Genomic DNA, 18,482 nt, shown 5'->3' with positions numbered 1-18,482 from the left:
CGCGGTCCTCCGGCTGCCGGGGCGACCTCCTGGGCCGATCCTGTGGTCGAGGAGGCCGATCGTCGTCCGGCCCGACGACGGCCGGCCCGAAGCCCCGGCCGCCCGAGCGAAAGCGGACCATGAGATATCGCACCAGAGTGACGGCCCCCGCGGCCGCCCTGATCGGCACCGCCGCGGCCCTGACCGGGAGAGACACGGCCCGTGCGGCGGCGACGGGCCGTGCCGGCGAGGGCCCCGCGGGCGGTGCCGAGGGCCCGGAGAGCCTCGGCGACCCCGTCTTCCCGGCCCTCGGCAACGACGGCTACCGCGTCCTCGCCTACCACCTCGACCTCCGTCACGACGCCACGACCGGCCTCGTCGAGGGCTCCGCGACGCTGGCGCTGCGCACCACCCGGGCCCTGACCCGGTTCTCCCTGGACGCCCTCGGCCTGGACATCCGCTCCGTCCGGGTCGCCGGCCGCCGGGCGGCGCACGAGCAGGCGGACGAGAAGCTGCGCGTCACGCCCGCCCGGACGCTGCCGGCCCGCGCCCGGCTCGCCGTGCGGGTGGAGTACACGGCGGACCCGCGCCGCGCGCTGCCGCACACCGGCTGGGTCGCCACGCCGGACGGCTTCGCGGTGGCCTGCCAGCCGCGCTCCGCCCACACCGTCTTCCCCTGCAACGACCACCCCGGCGACAAGGCGGACTTCTCCTTCCGGCTCACCGTCCCCGCCGGTCTGCGGGGCGTGGCGAGCGGCGTCCTCGTCCGCACGGAGGGCCTGCCGGGCGGCCGTACGGCGTACACGTACCGCTCCCGCTCCCCGATGGCCACGGAGCTGGTGCAGATCACGGTCGGGGAGTACGTCGTCAAGGAGCGGCGGGGCCCGCACGGGCTGCGGCTGCGGGACGTCGTGCCGGTGGCGCGGGCCGAGGCGCTCGAACCGGCGCTGGCCCTCACCCCGGGCCAGGTGGAGTGGATCGAGGAGCGGCTCGGCGCGTACCCCTTCGAGACGTACGGCCTGCTGCCGTGCAACTCCGACGACCCCGGCGCCTTCGACTTCACCGGCCTGGAGACCCAGACCCTGACCGTCTACAAGCCGGGCTACCTCCTCCAGCCGGAGCGGCGGATCGGCGCGCACATGATGCACGAGCTGGTCCACTCCTACTTCGGCAACAGCGTCACCCCCGCGACCTGGGCCGACCTGTGGCTGAACGAGGGCCACGCCGACTTCTACGGGCTGCTGTACCGCTACGGGCGCGGCTGGCCCGACTCGCTGGGGCTGACCGGGCTGGAGGCGCGGATGAAGGACACCTACGCGCGCGGCGACCAGTGGCGGCGCGACTCCGGCCCGGTGGCCGCGCCGAGCGCGGCGAACCTCTTCGACGGCCAGCGCTACCTCGGCGGTGTCCTCGTCCTGTACGCCCTGCGGCAACTGGTCGGCGAGGAGGCGTTCCGCGCGATCGAGCGGGCCTTCCTGGCGCGGTACCGCGACTCCTCGGCGTCGACCGAGGACTACATCGCCGTCGCCTCCCGAGTCGGGGGCCGGAACGTGACCGGTTTCCTGCGGGACTGGCTGTACGGCACCACGACCCCGCGGATGCCCGGCCACCCGGACTGGACGGTCGCCCCGGCGACCCCGGCCCTCACCCCGCACCGCCGCGGCGGCGGGCGTTACCACGACAATTCGGCGACCCTCTGACGCGGCGGGGGCGGGGCGAGCCGCGCGCCCGGTGCGCCCGGTGCGCCCGGTCCGCCGGGGGGCAGTCGGTCAGCGGGGATCAGCCGGGCTCAGGGCGGGCCGGGGCGCGCGGAGGGCTCTCCGTCCGCCAGCTCCCGCTCGATCCACCGGCAGATCACCCGTACGACGTACGTGTGCTCGGAACGGCTCAGCTCCCGCCCGGCGGGGATGCCGTGCCACCGTTCGAGACAGCGCCGGCAGCAGGTCGCGGTGGCGTGCTGCGCGACGAACACGGGATGACCGCGGTACGGGGTCTGCCGGCCGTCCTTGCGGGGCTCGGCCGGGGCCAGCCGCCGGGCGACCAGGTCGTAGGCGTGCCAGCGCAGCGTGGCGGGCCCGTGCTGTTCGGCGGTGGCCCGGTCCCGCCCGCGCAGCCGGAACCGCGCCCGGAACGGGTGGCGGGCGATGTCGTCCAGCCGCCGGTCGAGCGCGTGGCCGGGCGGGTCGGGGGGCGGGTGCGGTGGGGTGGAGGTCATACCGCTGTCGAGGATACGGCGGCGCGACCGGCGTCCCGGCCCCTCGGAGCGGCTGACTGTCTCCCCCCGGGCCGGTGTCCCCGCTCCTCGGAGCGGCCGACTGCCTCCCCGGGCCGGCGCCCCGGCCCCTCGGAGCGGCCGACCCCCCCGGGCCGGTGTCCCCTCTCCTCGGAGCGACCGGCTCCCCCCCCCGGGGGGCCGGTGTCATGGCCGTCAGAGCGGCCGGCCGCCACCCAGGCCGGTGTCCGGCACGATGCCGTCGCCCGTGCCGCCCGTGCGCTGCTGCGGGATGACCACCGCGCCCTGCTGGAGCGAGACGGTGCGCGCGGGTGCCGGGATGCGGATGCCCTCCGCGCGGTAGCGCCGGTGCAGGCGCTTGATGAACTCGTGCTTGATCCGGTACTGGTCGCTGAACTCGCCGACGCCGAGGATGACGGTGAAGCCGATCCGGGAGTCGCCGAAGGTGTGGAAGCGCACCGCGGGCTCGTGGTCCGGGACCGCGCCGGTGATCTCCGTCATCACCTCGGTGACGACCTCCTTCGTCACCCGCTCCACGTGCTCCAGGTCGCTGTCGTAGGCGACGCCCACCTGCACCAGGATCGTCAGCTGCTGCTCGGGACGCATGAAGTTGGTCATGTTCGTCTTGGCGAGCTGCCCGTTGGGGATGACGACCAGGTTGTTGGAGAGGTTGCGGACGGTCGTCTGGCGCCAGTTGATGTCCTCGACGTAGCCCTCCTCGCCGCTGCTCAGCTTGATGTAGTCGCCGGGCTGGACCGTCTTGGAGGCCAGGATGTGGATGCCCGCGAAGAGGTTGGCGAGGGTGTCCTGGAGGGCGAGCGCGACCGCCAGACCGCCGACGCCGAGGGCGGTGAGCATCGGCGCTATGGAGATGCCGAGGGTCTGGAGCACCACCAGGAAGCCGATGGCCAGCACCAGCACCCGGGTGATGTTGACGAAGATCGTCGCGGATCCGGCGACGCCGGAGCGGGAGGAGGTGACCGACTGCACCAGTCCGGCGACGACCCGCGCCGCCGACACCGTCACGACGAAGATGAGCAGCACGGTGAGGCACTGGTTGACGGTGTGCTGCACCGTCCGGGTCAGCGGCAGCACCGCCGCGGCGGCGGCCCCGCCGCCCGCGATCGCCGCCCACGGCACCACCGTGCGCAGCGCGTCCACGATCACGTCGTCGCCGCTCCAGCGGGTGCGCTTGGCGTGCTTGGCCAGCCAGCGCAGCAGGGTGCGGGAGAGGAACGCCACCAGCAGGCCCGCCGCCAGGGCGATGCCGGCGAGGACGCAGTCGTCGAGCGTCAGCGCGCGGTTCACCGGCCGCCTCCGGGAAGTCGCTCCGCGGCGGAGGGGCCACCCGCCTGGGCGCCCGTCCGGGCCGCCGACGGCCGGATGTGAAGTGTCGTCACGTTGTCACCTGTTCACTTGCTGGCTTCTCTGCGATGTCGCGGTCGCGCCCGTCCGGGAACGGGCGCGACCGCACATCCTGCCGTATCCGGCACGGCAGTTCGCAGGCGGCCGGTGCGCTCAGACGATGCCTTCGGCCAGTTCGGCCTGCTCCCGGTCCGAGCCGTACGCGGCCGTGGCGGGCGTTCCGTACGAACGGCGGGCCACGAACCACCACACCGTGGCCAGGACCAGCACGACGGCGAGGGCGACGGAGGCGTAGTTCATCGTGTCCACGGTCACCGGAGAGGACTGCGGCAGGCAGAACAGCACCGTCACGCACGCCACCCACACCACGGCCGTCCAGCCGATCGGCCTGCTCCACCGGCCCAGGTGCCACGGACCCGGCCGGAAACGGTCCCCCGCGCGCAGTCGCAGCAGCACCGGGATGGCGTACGCCGGTGTGATGCCGATGACGTTGATGGCGGTGACCGCGCCGTACGCCGTCGCCGAGTACAGCGACGGCAGCGCGAGGACGCAGGCGACCGCGACCGACAGCCACACGGCGGCGACCGGGGTCTGGGTGCGGGCGCTGACCCTGCGCCACAGGTGCGAGCCCGGCAGCGCGCGGTCCCGGCTGAACGCGAACACCATGCGGCTGGCCGCCGCGACCTCGGCGTTGCCGCAGAACAGCTGGGCGACGATCACGACCAGCAGCAGCGCGCTCGCACCGCCGGTACCGAGGCCGTCGAGCAGGATCTGCGCGGGCGGTACGCCGGTGGCGGTGTCCCGGGTCGCGGCGTAGTCCTGGATGGCGAAGGTGAGGCCCGCGAGGAGGACGAAGCCCGCGATCCAGGACACCCAGATCGACCGGACGATGCCGCGCGCCGCCGACACCGACGCGTTGGCGGTCTCCTCCGACAGGTGCGCGGAGGCGTCGTAGCCGGAGAACGTGTACTGGGCGAGCAGCAGACCGATCGCCGCCACGTACACCGGGTTGTCCCAGCCGGTGCCGTCGACGAACTCGCCGAAGACGAAGGACGGCGACCGGTGGTGGTCGGGCACGATCGCCAGCGCGCCGACGATGAGCGCCACGCCCGCCAGGTGCCACCACACGGATATCGAGTTCAGGACGCTGACCAGCCGGACCCCGAACAGGTTCAGCACGGCGTGCAGCAGCAGGATCGCCACGAAGATCAGCATCGTCTTCCCCGGCGTCGGCTCGAAGCCCCACTGGAGGTTGGCGAAGGCCCCCGCGAACAGGGCGGCGCCGTAGTCGATGCCGGCGATCGCGCCGAGCAGGCCGAGCAGGTTCAGCCAGCCCGTGTACCAGCCCCAGCGGCGCCCGCCGAGCCGGTCGGCCATGTAGTACAGGGCGCCCGACGTCGGGTACGCGCTGGTCACCTCGGCCAGCGCCAGCCCCACGCACAACACGAACAGGCCGACGCCGGCCCAGCCCCACAGCATCACGGCGGGGCCGCCCGCGCCCATGCCGAAGCCGTACAGGGTCATGCAGCCGGACAGGATGGAGATGACGGAGAAGCTGATCGCGAAGTTGCCGAAGCCGCCCATACGGCGGGCCAGCACCGGCCGGTAGCCGAGCTCGCGCAGCCGCTGCTCCTCGTCGGGGCGCGGGACGGCGGTCGGAGCCGGTGGCTCCGGGGTGCGGGACATACGGGGACCTCCGAGGTCGGGTAGGGGAAACGGGACGGACGGCCCGGGAGCCGCACGGCTCAGCCGGCGGCGGGGCCCCGGCCGCGCGCCGCCGTGCGGCAGCGCGCGCGGGCCTGGAGGAACACCTGCACCGCCTGGCCCGGATCGCCCGGGACCGTGGCGCGGTGGGCCCAGGGCAGGGGGGTGCAGTACGGGCCGATCGCGTCGAACACCCGGGCGGCGTCGGTGAAGCGCAGCGCCCCCCACAGGGCGTGGGCCAGGTGGTTGAGGTCGAGCGGGGAGCGCTCCGCGGCGTCCGCGTGCCCGAACCACGAGGCGTCCGCGCTCAGTGCCTCGCGGGTGGCGTCCTCGCCCACCCAGTGCAGGTCGAGGGCGGCGCCCCGCCCGCCGCCGCGCCGGTAGCGCTCCACCCGGACGTACAGCGGCAGCAGGTGCAGCGCGGAGCCCGGCGGGGCCTGCTCGGCGGTCAGGTGCGCGAAACCGGAGGCCTCCGCCAGCCGTCCGGACGCCGCCTGCGCGTACAGGAACTGGAGCATCCGGTGGTGGGCCTCGCGGTTGTGCGGGTCGCGCCCGACGGCCTCGGCCAGCAGGCCCCACGGGCCCGCCGGCAGGGTCGGTTCCGGCGGCTTCACCCGGTGCTCGTCCCACAGCTGCCGGCGGTCCAGCTGGGCCAGCGCGAGCAGGCACACCCACGGCACGGGGTCCGGCGGGGCGGCCCGGGCGGCCGACTGGCTCACGTCCCAGGCCTCGATCCACAGCTCGTGGGTGCGGCGGTGGCGCTCGCGGTGCGCCCGCAGCGCCCGTTCGACGGCGACCCGGGCCCGCATGACCGCGGCCGGTACGCTGTCCGGCTCCTCGGCGAGCCAGGCCCGGACCACGTCGGTCCCGGCCGCCGCCGCCCCCAGAACCTGCGTGCGCCGGGTCCACGGCTCCCACGCCGTGGTGCGCGCCAGCAGGGTGCGCATCGACAGCCAGCGCCCGGTGCGCACCTCCTGGAGGGCGGCGCGCAGCTCGTCGTCGTGCCCGGCCGGGTCGTAGGCGGGGCGTGCTCCGTCTCTGGCCATCAGCCGCTCGTCCCGGGCCGGGGAACGGACAGGACGGCAGGGTGGAGTAACAACAGCCCTCCTCGGGGCGGAGGCCGGAGCGGAAAGGGAGATCGCGTCGGTCGGCGGTCACTATAGAGGCGGCCGTGGCGCCTCACACACCGTTTGGGATCTCCCCAACGACCCTTTACCTGGGAATAGTTGACGGGTGATCAATCGCCGGGAGGAGGAGAGCGCGGGACGCCGGTCAGATCACCTTCAGCCGCACCAGCGCCCCGAGGGTCAGCGCCCCCGGCAGCAGCGGCAGCCAGACGGTGACGACGCGGTAGGCGAGGACCACGGCCGTGGCGACCGCGACCGGGCCGCCCACCGCCACCAATGCCACGACCAGCGCCGCCTCGACCGAGCCGATCCCGCCGGGCGTGGGGACGAGCGCCACCGCCACCGTGGCCGCCAGGTACGCCACCGCCATGTGCGTCGCGGGCACCGGCAGCCCCAGGGCCCGCCCCACCGCAGCCAGCCCGGCCGCCTGGAGCACCGGGAAGGCGAGGGAACCGCCCCACAGCGCCAGGGCCCGTGCCGGACGGGCGTGCACCGAACGCGCCTCGCCCAGCGCCGTGCGCAGGAACGCGCCCACGGCCGACCGCAGCCGCCGTACGAGGACGAGCGCGCCCGCCGCCACCAGCGCGGCCGCGCCGAGCACCGCCAGGAGCGGGCCGAGCGCTCCCGCCGGCAGCAGGGGGCCGAGCCGGAGCGCGCCGGGGAAGGCGAGCAGCAGCGCGGCCAGCAGCCCCACCCGGGCGACGCCCTCCGCCAGCAGGTACAGCGCCAGGGCCGCCGAGGAACGGGCCGGCGGCACCCCGCACACGACCATGAACCGCAGGTTGACCGCGCTCGCGCCGAGGCCGGTCGGCAGCAGGTGGTTGGCGGTGCCCGCCGCGAACTGCGTGGCCAGCAGCCGTAGCGCGGGCAGCGGCTGGACGACCGCGCCCTGCCGGGTGACGGCCGCCGCCACCCAGGTCAGACAGGTCGCCCCGGCCGCGGCCAGCAGCCAGGGCCACTCGGCCGTGCGCAGCTGGGCGACGCCCTCGGCGAGCACGGACCGGTGCCGCACCGCGACGACCCCGACCAGGGCGAGGGGCAGCAGGCACAGGGCCCGGCGCAGTCCGCGCGCGGTCGGCCGCCACGGGAGACGGCTCCGGGGGGCGGGCGCTGGGGAGAGCGGGGTCGCGGTCACACCTGGAGAGGTTCTCCGCGGCACGTCAACGCACGGTGACCGCGGTGTGGACGGCGGCGGGGGAGGAGACATCGTCGTGTTGACCTCAACGATGCTTGAGGTTCTAGGTTCGTCAGCATGAGCATGGAGACCACCGCCTGGACGCAGCTGTACGGCGTCATGCACGCCCGCCACGAACGCCGCCCCTTCGACCGCGCGACGCTGCGCCGCATCGGCGCCTTCGCCCGTCCGCACCGCCGCCGCATCGCCCTGTTCGTGCTGCTCGGGGCGGTGACCGCGTTGCTCGCCGTCGCCACCCCCGTCCTCGCGGGGCGGGTCGTCGACGCGATCGTGTCGCACGGCGACGCCGGCACCGTCGTCCGGCTGGCCCTGCTCATCGCGCTCCTCGCGGTCCTGGAGGCGGTGCTCGCCGTCCTCGGCAGGAAACTCTCGGCGACCCTGGGGGAGGGGCTCATCCTCGATCTGCGCACGGCCGTCTTCGACCATGTGCAGCGGATGCCGGTCGCGTTCTTCACCCGCACGCGCACGGGAGCGCTCGTCTCCCGGCTCAACAACGACGTGATCGGCGCCCAGCGCGCCTTCAGCAACACCCTGTCCCAAGTGGTCGGCAACCTGGTCACCCTGCTGCTCGCCCTCGCCGTGATGCTCACCCTGTCCTGGCAGGTCACCCTGCTCGCCCTGGCCCTGCTGCCGGTGTTCGTGATCCCCGCCCGGCGGATGGGCCGGCGGATGGCCGACATGCAGCGGGAGGCGGCCGAGCTCAACGCGGCGATGGGCACCCGGATGACCGAGCGCTTCTCCGCGCCCGGCGCCACCCTGGTCAAGCTCTTCGGCCGCCCCGAGCAGGAGTCGGCGCAGTTCGCGGCGCGCGCCGCGCTCGTCCGGGACATCGGCGTGCGCACGGCGACGGCCCAGTCGCTGTTCATCACCGCCCTCACCCTCGTCTCCGCCCTGGCCCTCGCCCTCGTCTACGGCCTCGGCGGCCGGCTCGCCCTGGACGGCGCCCTGGACGCCGGCGCCGTCGTGGCCCTCGCCCTCCTGCTGACCCGCCTGTACGCCCCCCTCACCGCCCTCGCCGGGGCGCGCGTGGAGGTGATGAGCGCCCTGGTCAGCTTCGAGCGCGTCTTCGAGGTGCTCGACCTGAAGCCGCTCATCGAGGAGAGGCCGGACGCCCGCGAGGTCCCCGAGGGGCCGGTCTCCGTCGTCTTCGAGGACGTCCGCTTCGGCTACCCGTCCGCCGACAAGGTCTCCCTCGCCTCCCTGGAGGAGGTCGCCGCCCTCGACACCCGCGGGGGCGCCGAGGTCCTGCACGGCGTGTCCTTCCGTGCCGAACCCGGCCGCACCGTCGCCCTCGTCGGCTCCTCCGGCGCCGGCAAGTCGACCATCGCCCAGCTCCTGCCGCGCCTGTACGACGTCGACGCCGGCGCCGTCCGGATCGGCGGGGTCGACGTGCGCGACCTGAGCGCGCGGTCCCTGCGCGAGACGCTGGGCATGGTCACCCAGGACGGCCACCTCTTCCACGACACCGTCCGCGCCAACCTCCTCCTCGCCCGGCCCGAAGCCACCGAGGACGACCTGTGGGACGCGTTGCGCCGCGCCCGTCTCGACGACCTGGTCCGCTCCCTGCCCGACGGCCTCGACACGGTCGTCGGCGAGCGCGGCTACCGCCTCTCCGGCGGCGAGCGCCAGCGCATGACCATCGCCCGGCTGCTGCTGGCCCGCCAGCGCGTGGTCATCCTCGACGAGGCGACCGCCCACCTCGACAACACCTCCGAGGCGGCCGTCCAGGAGGCGCTCGCCGAGGCCCTCGCCGGGCGCACCGCCGTGGTCATCGCCCACCGTCTGTCGACCGTGCGGTCCGCCGATCTGATCCTGGTCGTCGAGTCCGGCCGGATCGTCGAACGCGGCACGCACCAGGAGCTGCTGGCGGCGGGCGGGCGGTACGCGGAGCTGTACCGGACGCAGTTCGAGCGGCCGGAGGCGGCGGCCGGGGCGGTCTCCGGGACGGACTCCGGAGCGGTCTCCGGGCCGGTCTCCGGGGAGGGGGTGGAGGCGGTCGCCGGGGCGGCGGTGTGAGGGCGGTCGCCCGGGAGGGCCCGGCGCGCCCGCGTGTGACACGCCGTCGGATGGTCGATCCCACCTACCAGCGGACCATCCGATCATATGGTGCGGAATATGACTAAATGCCATATCGCGTACCTGGCGTGCACCGCGGCGGTCGTCGGAGCGGGCCTCGGCGCCGCTCCGCCCGTGCCCGGCCACGCGACCCTCGTGGTCCACCCGGGGCAGTCGATCCAGAAGGCGGTGGACGCCGCCGCACCGGGCGACACCGTGCTCGTGACCCCCGGCGTCTACCGCGAGTCCGTCAGGGTGACCACACCGGGACTGACGCTGCGCGGCACGGGCCGCGGCGTGGTGCTCGAACCGGCCCCCCGGCCGGCGACCGGCACCCAGCCGGCGGCCGGCACCACTCAGACGGCCGGTACCACCCAGCCGGCGGCCGGTACCACCCAGACGGCCGGTACCTCTCAGCCGGCCGACCAGCAGGCCGCCACGCGCCAGACCGCCACCCGTCCGGTCGACCCGGAGAAGGCCGCGGGGAAGGCCGAGGGCAAGGCTGAGGGCAAGGCCGCGGGGAAGGACGAGGGCAAGGCCGCGGACAAGGCCGCCGCCGGCTGCGCCGAGGCCGGCAACGGCATCTGCGTGGAGGGGACGAAGGACCGCCGTCTGGAGGACGTCACCATCACCTCCCTGACGGTGACCGGCTTCGCCAGGACCGGCGTGTCGGCCGCGTGGACCGACAGACTCACCGTGCGGAACGTGCTCGCGGCGAAGAACGGCGTCTGGGGCATCGCCGAGGAGCACTCCCGCCGCAGCGTCTTCCGCGCCAACACCGCCCGGGAGAACGGCGACGCGGGCCTGTTCCTCGCCAACACCGTCACGGCCGAGGAAGGCGCCGCGGACACCGCCGGAACCGTCGTCGACCGCAACCGGCTGGAGGGCAACCGGATCGGCGTCACGGTCCGCCGCCTGCGCAACGTCACCGTCGAGCACAACCGCATCACCGGCAACTGCGCCGGGGTCTTCGTCGTCGGCGACGAGAACAAGCCGAAGGCCGGCGCCGTGACCGTCAGCGGCAACCGCGTCGAGCGGAACAACAAGTCGTGTCCGAAGACGGCCCGGCTGGACGCCCTCCAGGGCTCCGGGATCGTCCTGACCGGCGTCGACGACACCGTGGTGACCCGCAACACCGTCAGGGACAACGCCGGCGCCTCCCCGCTGTCCGGCGGCATCGTCATCTTCAAGAGCTTCGTCGGCACCCCCAGCGAGCGGAACCGGATCAGCGACAACGTGCTGAGCGGCAACTCCCCGGCGGACCTCGTCGACACCGACACCGGCGGCAAGGACAACACCTTCGAACGCAACTCCTGCCGGGCCTCCCGGCCCGCGGGACTGTGCTGACCGGCCGGACCGGGCCGGCCGCGCCACCGAGAAGGTGGAACCGACAAGGAAGGAAGGCGGCACATGACGACCGCTGAGACTGCTCCACCACCGTCCATGCGACTGAGGGAGCTGGCGTTCGGGGCGGCGTGCGCCGCCGCCCTGCGCGCCGCCGCCCGGCTGGGCGTCGCCGACGCCCTCGGGGACGGACCCGTGGCCGTGGACGACCTCGCCGCGGCGGTGAAGACCGAACCCCGCCCGCTGCGGCGGCTGTTGCGGGCCCTGTCCTGCTACGGCGTCTTCGCCGAGCAGCCGGACGGCCGGTTCGCCCACACCGAGATGTCCCGGCTGCTGCGCGAGGACGACCCGCACAGCCTGCGCTACATCACCCTGTGGTGCACCGAGCCGTGGACGTGGGACGCGTGGCCGAAACTCGACGAGGCGGTCCGCACCGGCCGCAACGTCGTCGAGGACCTGTACGGCAGGGAGTTCTTCACCTACCTCAACGAGGACGCTCCCGAGTCCGCCGAGGTCTTCAACCGGGCCATGACGACCTCCAGCCGGCAGTCCGCCGAGGACGTCGCGCGCTTCCTCGACCTGTCGGGCTGCGCGTCGGTCGCCGACATCGGCGGCGGCCAGGGGCACGTGGTGGCGAGCCTGCTGGAGAAGTACCCGTCCCTGCGCGGCACCCTGCTCGACCTTCCGCGCGTGGTCGAGAACGCCGACCCGCGACTGCGCCCGGGCGGCGCGCTCGCGGACCGGATGACCATCGTGCCCGGCGACTGCCGCGCCGACGTCCCGGTCCGGGCGGACGTGTACGTCATCAAGAACATCCTGGAGTGGGACGACGACAGCACGGCCCGCACCCTGCGCAACGTCATCGGGGCGGGCGGGCCCGGCACCCGGGTCGTGGTCATCGAGAACCTCGTCGACGACACGCCGTCGATGCGGTTCAGCACCGCCATGGACCTGCTGCTGCTCCTCAACGTCGGCGGGGCCAAGCACACCACCGCGTCCATGACCGCACGGCTGGCCGACGCCGGGCTGGTCGTCGGCGACGTCCGGCCGGTCAACCCCTACCTGCACGCGTTCGACTGCACCGTCCCCCGCTGAGCACCCCGGGAGACCCTCGGGGCAAACCACCGGTCGCCGGGTCCGCGCCACGCGCGGACCCGGCGACCGGTGGCCGGTCGAGGGGCGTCCTCAGCCGGCGGAGTCCCGTTCCCAGCGGTAGAAGCAGTGCGCCATGGCGTCCTTCGGCGACCGCCAGGTCTCGGGGTCGTACGCGCTGACGTACGCCGACAGCCGCTCGCTGATGTCCCGGAACCGCGGGTGTCCGGCCACCTTGGCGATGGCCGGCCCGGGGTCCTGCTCCGACTCGACGAGGTGCATGTACACATCACCGAACTGGAAGAGGCTGCGCCGGGACACCCCCACCAGGTGGGGCAGCTCTCCACGGTCCGACTCCTCGAACAGCTTGGCGATGTCCGGCGCCGACCCGGGAGCCATCCGGGCCACGATCAGGGCCTGATGCATGTTCCTGTCCTCCTTGCGGCTTCCGGCTCAGTCGGTCACGGACGGCACGGACCCGCGGTCCGCGGCGGCCTTCTCGATGCGGTCCCGGATCAGGGCCAGCTGGACCTTGGAGTTGCGGTTGATGTTGTCGGTCATCCAGGCGTCGTCGACCGGGGCGTCGGGCCTCATCTCGAAGTCCTGCGTCCACACCATCCGGGTGCCCTGGGGGACCTCCTCGTACTGCCACCGGATGTTCATGTACGCGAAGGGACCCGTCTCGACGCGGCGGGCCTTCACGCTGAGCGTGTCGCGGTCCGGCTCCCGCTCCGAGACCCAGCTCCACACGGTGCCGTTCTCGTCGGGGTGCATGGTCAGCCGGAAGGTGGTCCTGTTCCCCTCCTGCGACAGGATCTCCGCGGAGGCGTACTCGCTGAACAGCCGGGGCCAGTTCGCCACGTCGTTGGTCATGTCCCAGACCAGGTCCAGCGGCGCGGCGATGACGATCTCGTTCCGCGTGTGTCCGGCCATGTCACGCTCCTGCCGGGAGGGCGCTGTTGACGAGGTCGAGGAACTGCCGGGGCGTCTTGCAGCGCTCCGCGTCGGGCGGCAGCGGCGCGCCGTAGCGGTTCTCCAGCTCGCCCACGATGCCCAGCAGCCCGAGCGAGTCGACGCCGAGCGCGTCGAACCCGGTCCCGGACCGCTGCTGCAGCTCCTCCGGCGCCACGGTGATGCCCGCGGCCTGCTTCATCAGCTCGGACAGCTCTTCCACGGTGATGCGGTCACTCATGAGGTTCCTCTCCTTTGCTCCGTTGCCCCGTCACGAGGCGTCGGCGACGCCGTGCCGCAGCACCAGCGCCGAGTTCGAGCCCATGAGTCCCCGCCCCAGGACCAGCGCGCACCGCACCTCGGCGGCACGGGCGCGTTCGGTCACCAGGTCGAGGTCATGGCAGATGTCGAAAACGTTGGGGGTGGGCGGGACCAGACCGTGCTCCATCGCCAGCACCGCCGCCGCGGTGTCCAGCACGGGCGCCGCGCAGAAGCTGCGGCCGATGCCGGTCTTCGGCGCGGTGACCGGCACCCGCCGGCCGTGCGCGCCGAGGGCGTCGGCGATCGCCAGCGCCTCGGCGCGGTCCGCCTCCGGCACCCCGAGGGCGTCGGCGAAGACCACGTCGATCTCCTCGGGCGCGCAGCCGGCCTCGTCCAGGGCGCCGCGGATCGCCTGGGCGAGCCCCTCCCGGGACTGCGCCCACCGGGAGGCGCCGGTGAACGTCGCCGCGTGCCCGGCCAGGGTGGCCCGCACCCGCGCACCCCGCTCCCGCGCCGAGCGCTCCTCCTCCACGACGAACATGGCGCCGCCCTCCGCGGGCACGAACCCGCAGGCCGCCTCCGTGAACGGGCGGTAGGCGCGCGCCGGGTCGTCGGCGGTGCTCAGCTCCGGGTAGCCGAGCTGGCACACCACCGAGTACGGGGCGAGGGGCGCCTCCGTCGCCCCGGCCACGATGACGTCGGTGCCGCGCCGCACGGCCCGCGCCGCGTGCGCGAGACCGTCCAGGCCGCCGGCCTCGTCGGCCGCGACCACCGAGCAGGGGCCCTTGAAGCCGCGGCGGATGGAGATCTGGCCGGTGCTGGCGGCGTAGAACCAGGCGATCGACTGGTACGGCCCGACGAAGCGGCTGCCCTTGCCCCACAGCCGCTGGAGCTCCCGCTGGCCGAACTCGCCGCCGCCGGAGCCGGCCGCGGTGACCACGCCCACGGCGAACGGCTCACCGGCGGTGTCGGCCTGGCCGAGACGGGCGTCGTCCAGCGCGCAGTCGGCCGCGGCCATCGCGAAGTGCGTGAACCGGTCGGTCTGGACGAGGTAGCGCTCCTCGACCGCCGTCGACGCCTCGAAGGAACGGATCTCGCCGGCCACCCGCAGCGGCAGGTGCTCACAGCCCTCGCGGGTGACCCGGTCCAGGACGCTGAGACCCTCCTGGGTGGACTTCCAGAAGGACTCGGTGCTGGTTCCGTTGGGCGCGATCACACCGATGCCGGTGACGACCGCGCGCCGGGGATGCGGTTCGCTCATCGTGTCCTCCCTCTCGGCCGCGTCATGACCACCGCGGACTGGAAGCCGCCGAACCCGCTGCCCACGGAGAGAACGGTGTTCAGCTTCCGCTCGCGGGCGACCTTCGGGACGTAGTCCAGGTCGCACTCGGGGTCCGGGGTCTCGTAGTTGGCGGTGGGCGGCACCACCTGGTGGGCCATGGCCAGCACACAGGCGACGACCTCGATCGCGCCGATCGCCCCCAGCGAGTGGCCCACCATGGACTTGATGGAACTCATGGGCGTGCCGTAGGCGTGCTGCCCGAGGGCCCGCTTCACCGCCGCGGTCTCGTGCCGGTCGTTCTGCTGGGTGCCCGAGCCGTGGGCGTTGACGTAGTCCACCGCCGTGCCGTCCAGCCGGGAGTGGTCGAGGGCGACCCCGATGGCGCGGGCCATCTCCAGGCCCTCCCGGGTCAGACCGGTCATGTGGTAGGCGTTGCCGAAGGTGGCGTAGCCGCTGAGCTCGCAGTACACGTGGGCCCCGCGGGCCCGCGCGTGCTCCAGCTCCTCCAGGACCAGGACCGCGCCGCCCTCACCCATGACGAACCCGTTGCGGTCGGCGTCGAAGGGACGCGACGCGTGGGCGGGGTCGTCGTTGTTCGGGGACGTGGCCTTGATGGCGTCGAAGCAGGCCATCGTGATCGGCGATATGGGGGAGTCCGAGGCGCCCGCTATGCACACGTCGGCCCGGCCCTCCTCGATCGTGTGGAAGGCGTAGCCGACCGCGTCGAGTCCCGAGGTGCAGCCCGTGGAGACGGTCTGCACCGGGCCGCGCGCCTCGAACCGCTCCGCGACCGTGGAGGCCAGCGTGCTGGGCGCGAACGCGCGGTGCAGGTGCCGCTCCGCCCGGTCGTGGTCGACGTCCCAGCGCTGCCCCTGGTGGCTGACCAGGACGTAGTCGTGTTCGAGCCGGGTGGTGCCGCCGACCGCGGTGCCCAGGGACACCCCGACCCGCCACGGGTTCTCCCGCGCCAGGTCGAGGCCGGAGTCCCGGACCGCCTCCTCGCCGGCGACCAGGGCGAACTGGATGTACCGGTCGTTGCGGGCGGTCTGGTCCGCGTCCAGGCCGTGGGCCGCCGGGTCGAAGTCGCACTCGGCGGCGATCCGCGACCGCAGTCCGGACGGGTCGAAGAAGGTGATGCCCCGGGTCGCGGTGCGCCCGTGGGAGAGCAGGTCCCAGAACGCGGGGACCCCGATGCCGCCCGGGGCGACGACCCCTATGCCGGTGACCGCCACGCGCCGGTTCACGATCCCACCACCGGGACGGCCTCGGTCTGCTCGGTGTCGACGTGGCCGAGCGGCGGGGTCGGGGCCAGCGGGCCGAGGTGGAAGACGATCCGGGCCTCGACGTTGCCGGTGTTGCGGAAGCGGTGCCGCATGTTGATGGGGATCATCAGCCCCTGCTCGGGCCGCAGCGGGTGCGGCTCGCCGTCCAGGTCGACCTCCAACTGCCCGCAGACGACGTACACGAACTCCTCGGAGTAGGGGTGGTAGTGCTCCCCGATGCGGTCGCCGGGCTGCACGATGGCCACGCCCATGAAGCCGCTGGTCGAGTTGACCGTGGCGGGCGTGAGCATGGCGCGCAGATCGCCGCCGCGCCGGGTGTTGGGCTCGACCTCGCTGAGATCCACGATTCTGGGACGGGATGTGATCACGACGTTGCTCCGATCGTGTGCTGTGTCGACGGGGGTCCGGACGGCCGCCGCGACCCCGGTGCCGGACGGCTCAGGCGCGGGCCGAGCGGCGGTCGGTGATGAGTTCCATGCGGGTGAGGTCGAGGACGCGGGTGGGGCCGCCGTCCCACGGCGCCGAACCGCCGGCGCCCTCGGGGAAGGCCGTCAGCTCCGCCGCCGCCGCCGGGTCCAGCAGGCCCAGGGAGAGCGCCGGGTCGCCCGCGTCGAGCCCGCCGCGGACGTCGATCAGCCGTACGACGACGTCGTCGCGCTGGAAGATCGTGCTGCACAGGACGGGGTTGCGGGGGTCCTCCGCGGCCGCCTCGTCCTGCTGGGCGAGCAGCTGGGCCAGCCGCATCCCGCAGTCGGGGCGGGCCGGGTAGTACAGCGCGTACCGCTGTGCCGTCGGGTCCTCCCGCTCCGCCGTCACGTGGTGGACGGCCGGCAGCGCCGCCCGGGTGAAGAAGACCCGGGCGGACTCGGGGTCGTCGAGGTCCCGGTCCTGCTCCAGATACGGGTTGATGGCCTCCTCGACGGCCCGCACCTCGGGCTGCCGGGCCACGTGGCGCAGCGCCGCGAGCAGGTCGCCGCGCACCTCGATGGCGCGCACCACGCGGTTGCCGTGCATGAACAGGGACGTACGGCACAGCCGGGTGGTGTCGTCGACCTTCGGGTTCGGCGCCTCGTAGTCGGCCAGGATCTTGGCGACGGCCTTCTCGCTGCCCGGCTTGACGGTGAAGGTGAGCGCGTGGCGGGTCACGCCGTCCCCGATGCGGGGCGAGGCCTGGAGGGTGCGCGGGCCGGGCGCGGTGTCGGCGGCCGGGCCGCCGGTCTCGCGGACGATGTGGAAGCGCAGCGACCTGGTGTCCCGCACGCAGCTGTGCAGCGGTTCCACCATGTGCACGTGCTCCTCGCTGTTCACCCAGGTGAGGAACGGCGGGGCGCTCTCCCACTCGCTGGTGATGAGCCACTGGCTGGGGTTCTCGATCGACTGGCACAGCTGGTCGCTGACGTGCCCGGGTACGGACGCGACCTGGTTGCAGAGCTGCTCGTACGCCTCCAGGAACTGCTGCTGAGCGCCGTCGTGGACGTCCACCAGGAGGACGACCCGGAGCCGGGAGCCGTCGAACACGGACTGGGAGACGCGGTGCGACACCTGTCGTGTCAGCGGCTGGGGGGCGGGTGCGGTGGTGGTCATGCTGGGCACATCTCCTTCTGCGGGGAGGACGGAGGGGCTGGCTTCACCTGCTGGCGCTGCGAGGCGGTGTGCCTCGATCTTGAGCCGGTCGCCACCGGCGCGCGATTCGGATGGACTACGCGGGTGACCGGCCGACAGGGCCCGGGGCGGGGCCGGTGGGCTCACCGGAGATGGGCGAAGACCACCAGGTTGGCCGTGTAGTCCTTGGCCGCGCGGTCGTAGTCGCCCGCGCAGGTGATGAGGCGGACCTCGGCCTTGTCCGTGTCGGCGTAGACACGGCGGCTGGGGAAGCGGTCCTTGTCGAAGGTCTCCAGGTCGTCGACCACGAAGGACGCCGTGCGTCCGTCGGCCCGCCGGACCTTGAAGACGTCCCCCTCCTCCAGCTCACCGAGGTCGGCGAAGACGGCGGGGGCGGTGGCCGTGTCGATGTGGCCGGCGATGATCGCGGTGCCCGTCTCGCCGGGGGAGGGGCCCTCGGCGTGCCAGCCGACGAGGTTGGTGTCATGGGCCGGCGGGGCTTCGAGCTGCCCCGAGGGGGTGATGGCGAGGTCGGTGAAGGGAGCGTCCACCGAGATCTTCGGGATGAGCAGCCGCACGGGCTCGGACCGGGGCAGGTGCCGGCCGGCCGGGTGCCGGGCGGGGGAGGTCGACGAGGCGGCCTGCGGGGAGTGCGGCGGGGGCGCGGAGCGGGGTGACGGATCGTTGCCGCCGAAGAAGCTGAGGGCCAGGAACAGGAGCACCACGGCGCCCAGCACGGTCATCGAACCGCGGGACCCCTGGTCGGCCGGTGCCGGCGCGGCGTGGGCGGGGGAGGGGGGAGGGACTGCCATCGGACGACCTCACTAGGGCGTTTCTCTCGGACCGGCCCGACGCGGCGGGTGGGCGGAGGGCGGGCCGGGCCGCCACGGGGACGTGTCGTGGCGGCCCGGGCTGCTATCGCGTCGGGCATGGTCAGGCCGGTCCGCCGGCGGTCTTCTTGCGGCGGGCGGCGTAGAGGCCGGTGCCGGCGAGGGCGAGGGCGGCGAGG

Annotated in this window: 17 protein-coding genes; 4 read left to right on the top strand and 13 right to left on the bottom strand. The window is 73.9% G+C overall.

All coding sequences use genetic code 11. The features are described 5' to 3' along the window. Positions 1-119 precede the first annotated feature (119 nt). Complete coding sequence (locus tag ACZ3KJ_RS31345) at positions 120-1,679, top strand: M1 family metallopeptidase (RefSeq protein WP_467531940.1); 1,560 nt, start codon at positions 120-122, stop codon at positions 1,677-1,679. Between the two features lie 89 nt (positions 1,680-1,768). On the opposite strand, the gene ACZ3KJ_RS31340 is transcribed toward ACZ3KJ_RS31345, so the two are convergent. From ACZ3KJ_RS31340 to ACZ3KJ_RS31320, 5 genes are all read right to left on the bottom strand, one after another. Further along, entirely contained in the window at positions 1,769-2,194 is a 426-nt protein-coding gene (locus ACZ3KJ_RS31340; RefSeq protein ID WP_467531939.1) for a DUF4186 domain-containing protein, read from the bottom strand. Between the two features lie 213 nt (positions 2,195-2,407). Then, the gene (locus tag ACZ3KJ_RS31335; RefSeq protein WP_467531937.1) at positions 2,408-3,520 is read right to left on the bottom strand and encodes a mechanosensitive ion channel family protein; all 1,113 of its coding nucleotides are present in this window, start codon (positions 3,518-3,520) and stop codon (positions 2,408-2,410) included. Between the two features lie 210 nt (positions 3,521-3,730). Next, the gene (locus ACZ3KJ_RS31330) at positions 3,731-5,263 is read right to left on the bottom strand and encodes an amino acid permease (protein WP_467531935.1); all 1,533 of its coding nucleotides are present in this window, start codon (positions 5,261-5,263) and stop codon (positions 3,731-3,733) included. A 59-nt stretch (positions 5,264-5,322) separates the two neighbouring features. Further along, on the bottom strand, positions 5,323-6,327 hold the full coding sequence (locus tag ACZ3KJ_RS31325; protein ID WP_467531933.1) for a hypothetical protein: 1,005 nt from the start codon (positions 6,325-6,327) through the stop codon (positions 5,323-5,325). A 226-nt stretch (positions 6,328-6,553) separates the two neighbouring features. After that, positions 6,554-7,543, bottom strand: coding sequence for a lysylphosphatidylglycerol synthase transmembrane domain-containing protein (locus ACZ3KJ_RS31320; RefSeq protein ID WP_467531932.1), 990 nt, complete (start codon positions 7,541-7,543; stop codon positions 6,554-6,556). A gap of 123 nt (positions 7,544-7,666) precedes the next feature. Between ACZ3KJ_RS31320 and ACZ3KJ_RS31315 the strand changes: the two genes are divergently transcribed. The 3 genes from ACZ3KJ_RS31315 to ACZ3KJ_RS31305 all read left to right on the top strand — a co-directional run bounded on the left by ACZ3KJ_RS31315 (position 7,667) and on the right by ACZ3KJ_RS31305 (position 12,097). Then, positions 7,667-9,619 carry an ABC transporter ATP-binding protein gene (locus ACZ3KJ_RS31315; RefSeq protein WP_467532064.1) on the top strand — a complete coding sequence of 651 codons (1,953 nt, stop codon included), beginning with the start codon at positions 7,667-7,669 and terminating at the stop codon, positions 9,617-9,619. A 99-nt stretch (positions 9,620-9,718) separates the two neighbouring features. Next, positions 9,719-11,005 carry a right-handed parallel beta-helix repeat-containing protein gene (locus ACZ3KJ_RS31310; RefSeq protein ID WP_467531930.1) on the top strand — a complete coding sequence of 429 codons (1,287 nt, stop codon included), beginning with the start codon at positions 9,719-9,721 and terminating at the stop codon, positions 11,003-11,005. A gap of 63 nt (positions 11,006-11,068) precedes the next feature. Beyond that, a complete protein-coding gene (locus tag ACZ3KJ_RS31305; protein ID WP_467531928.1) occupies positions 11,069-12,097 on the top strand; it encodes a methyltransferase in 1,029 nt (342 codons plus the stop codon). A 90-nt stretch (positions 12,098-12,187) separates the two neighbouring features. On the opposite strand, the gene ACZ3KJ_RS31300 is transcribed toward ACZ3KJ_RS31305, so the two are convergent. From ACZ3KJ_RS31300 to ACZ3KJ_RS31265, 8 genes are all read right to left on the bottom strand, one after another. Next, positions 12,188-12,520, bottom strand: a complete 333-nt coding sequence (locus tag ACZ3KJ_RS31300; RefSeq protein WP_467531926.1) for a TcmI family type II polyketide cyclase — start codon at positions 12,518-12,520, stop codon at positions 12,188-12,190. A gap of 27 nt (positions 12,521-12,547) precedes the next feature. Further along, positions 12,548-13,027: an SRPBCC family protein gene (locus tag ACZ3KJ_RS31295; protein ID WP_467531924.1), complete on the bottom strand. Its 480-nt coding sequence runs from the start codon at positions 13,025-13,027 to the stop codon at positions 12,548-12,550. Position 13,028: 1 nt separating this feature from the next. After that, a complete protein-coding gene (locus tag ACZ3KJ_RS31290) occupies positions 13,029-13,286 on the bottom strand; it encodes an acyl carrier protein (RefSeq protein WP_389522011.1) in 258 nt (85 codons plus the stop codon). A 30-nt stretch (positions 13,287-13,316) separates the two neighbouring features. After that, on the bottom strand, positions 13,317-14,567 hold the full coding sequence (locus tag ACZ3KJ_RS31285; protein WP_467531922.1) for a ketosynthase chain-length factor: 1,251 nt from the start codon (positions 14,565-14,567) through the stop codon (positions 13,317-13,319). After that, positions 14,564-15,832 carry a beta-ketoacyl-[acyl-carrier-protein] synthase family protein gene (locus tag ACZ3KJ_RS31280; RefSeq protein WP_467531920.1) on the bottom strand — a complete coding sequence of 423 codons (1,269 nt, stop codon included), beginning with the start codon at positions 15,830-15,832 and terminating at the stop codon, positions 14,564-14,566. Before ACZ3KJ_RS31280 ends, ACZ3KJ_RS31285 begins: the two co-directional genes overlap by 4 nt. Further along, positions 15,829-16,215, bottom strand: coding sequence for a cupin domain-containing protein (locus tag ACZ3KJ_RS31275; protein ID WP_467531918.1), 387 nt, complete (start codon positions 16,213-16,215; stop codon positions 15,829-15,831). Before ACZ3KJ_RS31275 ends, ACZ3KJ_RS31280 begins: the two co-directional genes overlap by 4 nt. Before the next feature lie 94 nt (positions 16,216-16,309). Further along, complete coding sequence (locus ACZ3KJ_RS31270) at positions 16,310-17,455, bottom strand: SchA/CurD-like domain-containing protein (RefSeq protein WP_467531916.1); 1,146 nt, start codon at positions 17,453-17,455, stop codon at positions 16,310-16,312. Positions 17,456-17,616: 161 nt separating this feature from the next. Next, the gene (locus tag ACZ3KJ_RS31265; RefSeq protein WP_467531914.1) at positions 17,617-18,285 is read right to left on the bottom strand and encodes a class F sortase; all 669 of its coding nucleotides are present in this window, start codon (positions 18,283-18,285) and stop codon (positions 17,617-17,619) included. Positions 18,286-18,482: the final 197 nt, after the last annotated feature.

Source organism: Streptomyces sp. NPDC003248, from assembly GCF_055563235.1.
Note: the sequence above shows the minus strand (reverse complement) of the source record. Positions and strands in the feature narration are given on the sequence as shown.

What these genes read in the sequence shown, in the direction of transcription:
- ACZ3KJ_RS31305 (WP_467531928.1), top strand. Translation starts at nt 11,069, where the DNA reads ATGACGACCGCTGAGACTGCTCCACCACCGTCCATGCGACTGAGGGAG.
- ACZ3KJ_RS31340 (WP_467531939.1), bottom strand. Translation starts at nt 2,194, where the DNA reads ATGACCTCCACCCCACCGCACCCGCCCCCCGACCCGCCCGGCCACGCG.
- ACZ3KJ_RS31315 (WP_467532064.1), top strand. Translation starts at nt 7,667, where the DNA reads ATGGAGACCACCGCCTGGACGCAGCTGTACGGCGTCATGCACGCCCGC.
- ACZ3KJ_RS31300 (WP_467531926.1), bottom strand. Translation starts at nt 12,520, where the DNA reads ATGCATCAGGCCCTGATCGTGGCCCGGATGGCTCCCGGGTCGGCGCCG.
- ACZ3KJ_RS31265 (WP_467531914.1), bottom strand. Translation starts at nt 18,285, where the DNA reads ATGGCAGTCCCTCCCCCCTCCCCCGCCCACGCCGCGCCGGCACCGGCC.
- ACZ3KJ_RS31325 (WP_467531933.1), bottom strand. Translation starts at nt 6,327, where the DNA reads ATGGCCAGAGACGGAGCACGCCCCGCCTACGACCCGGCCGGGCACGAC.
- ACZ3KJ_RS31285 (WP_467531922.1), bottom strand. Translation starts at nt 14,567, where the DNA reads ATGAGCGAACCGCATCCCCGGCGCGCGGTCGTCACCGGCATCGGTGTG.
- ACZ3KJ_RS31345 (WP_467531940.1), top strand. Translation starts at nt 120, where the DNA reads ATGAGATATCGCACCAGAGTGACGGCCCCCGCGGCCGCCCTGATCGGC.
- ACZ3KJ_RS31270 (WP_467531916.1), bottom strand. Translation starts at nt 17,455, where the DNA reads ATGACCACCACCGCACCCGCCCCCCAGCCGCTGACACGACAGGTGTCG.
- ACZ3KJ_RS31290 (WP_389522011.1), bottom strand. Translation starts at nt 13,286, where the DNA reads ATGAGTGACCGCATCACCGTGGAAGAGCTGTCCGAGCTGATGAAGCAG.
- ACZ3KJ_RS31295 (WP_467531924.1), bottom strand. Translation starts at nt 13,027, where the DNA reads ATGGCCGGACACACGCGGAACGAGATCGTCATCGCCGCGCCGCTGGAC.
- ACZ3KJ_RS31330 (WP_467531935.1), bottom strand. Translation starts at nt 5,263, where the DNA reads ATGTCCCGCACCCCGGAGCCACCGGCTCCGACCGCCGTCCCGCGCCCC.
- ACZ3KJ_RS31310 (WP_467531930.1), top strand. Translation starts at nt 9,719, where the DNA reads ATGACTAAATGCCATATCGCGTACCTGGCGTGCACCGCGGCGGTCGTC.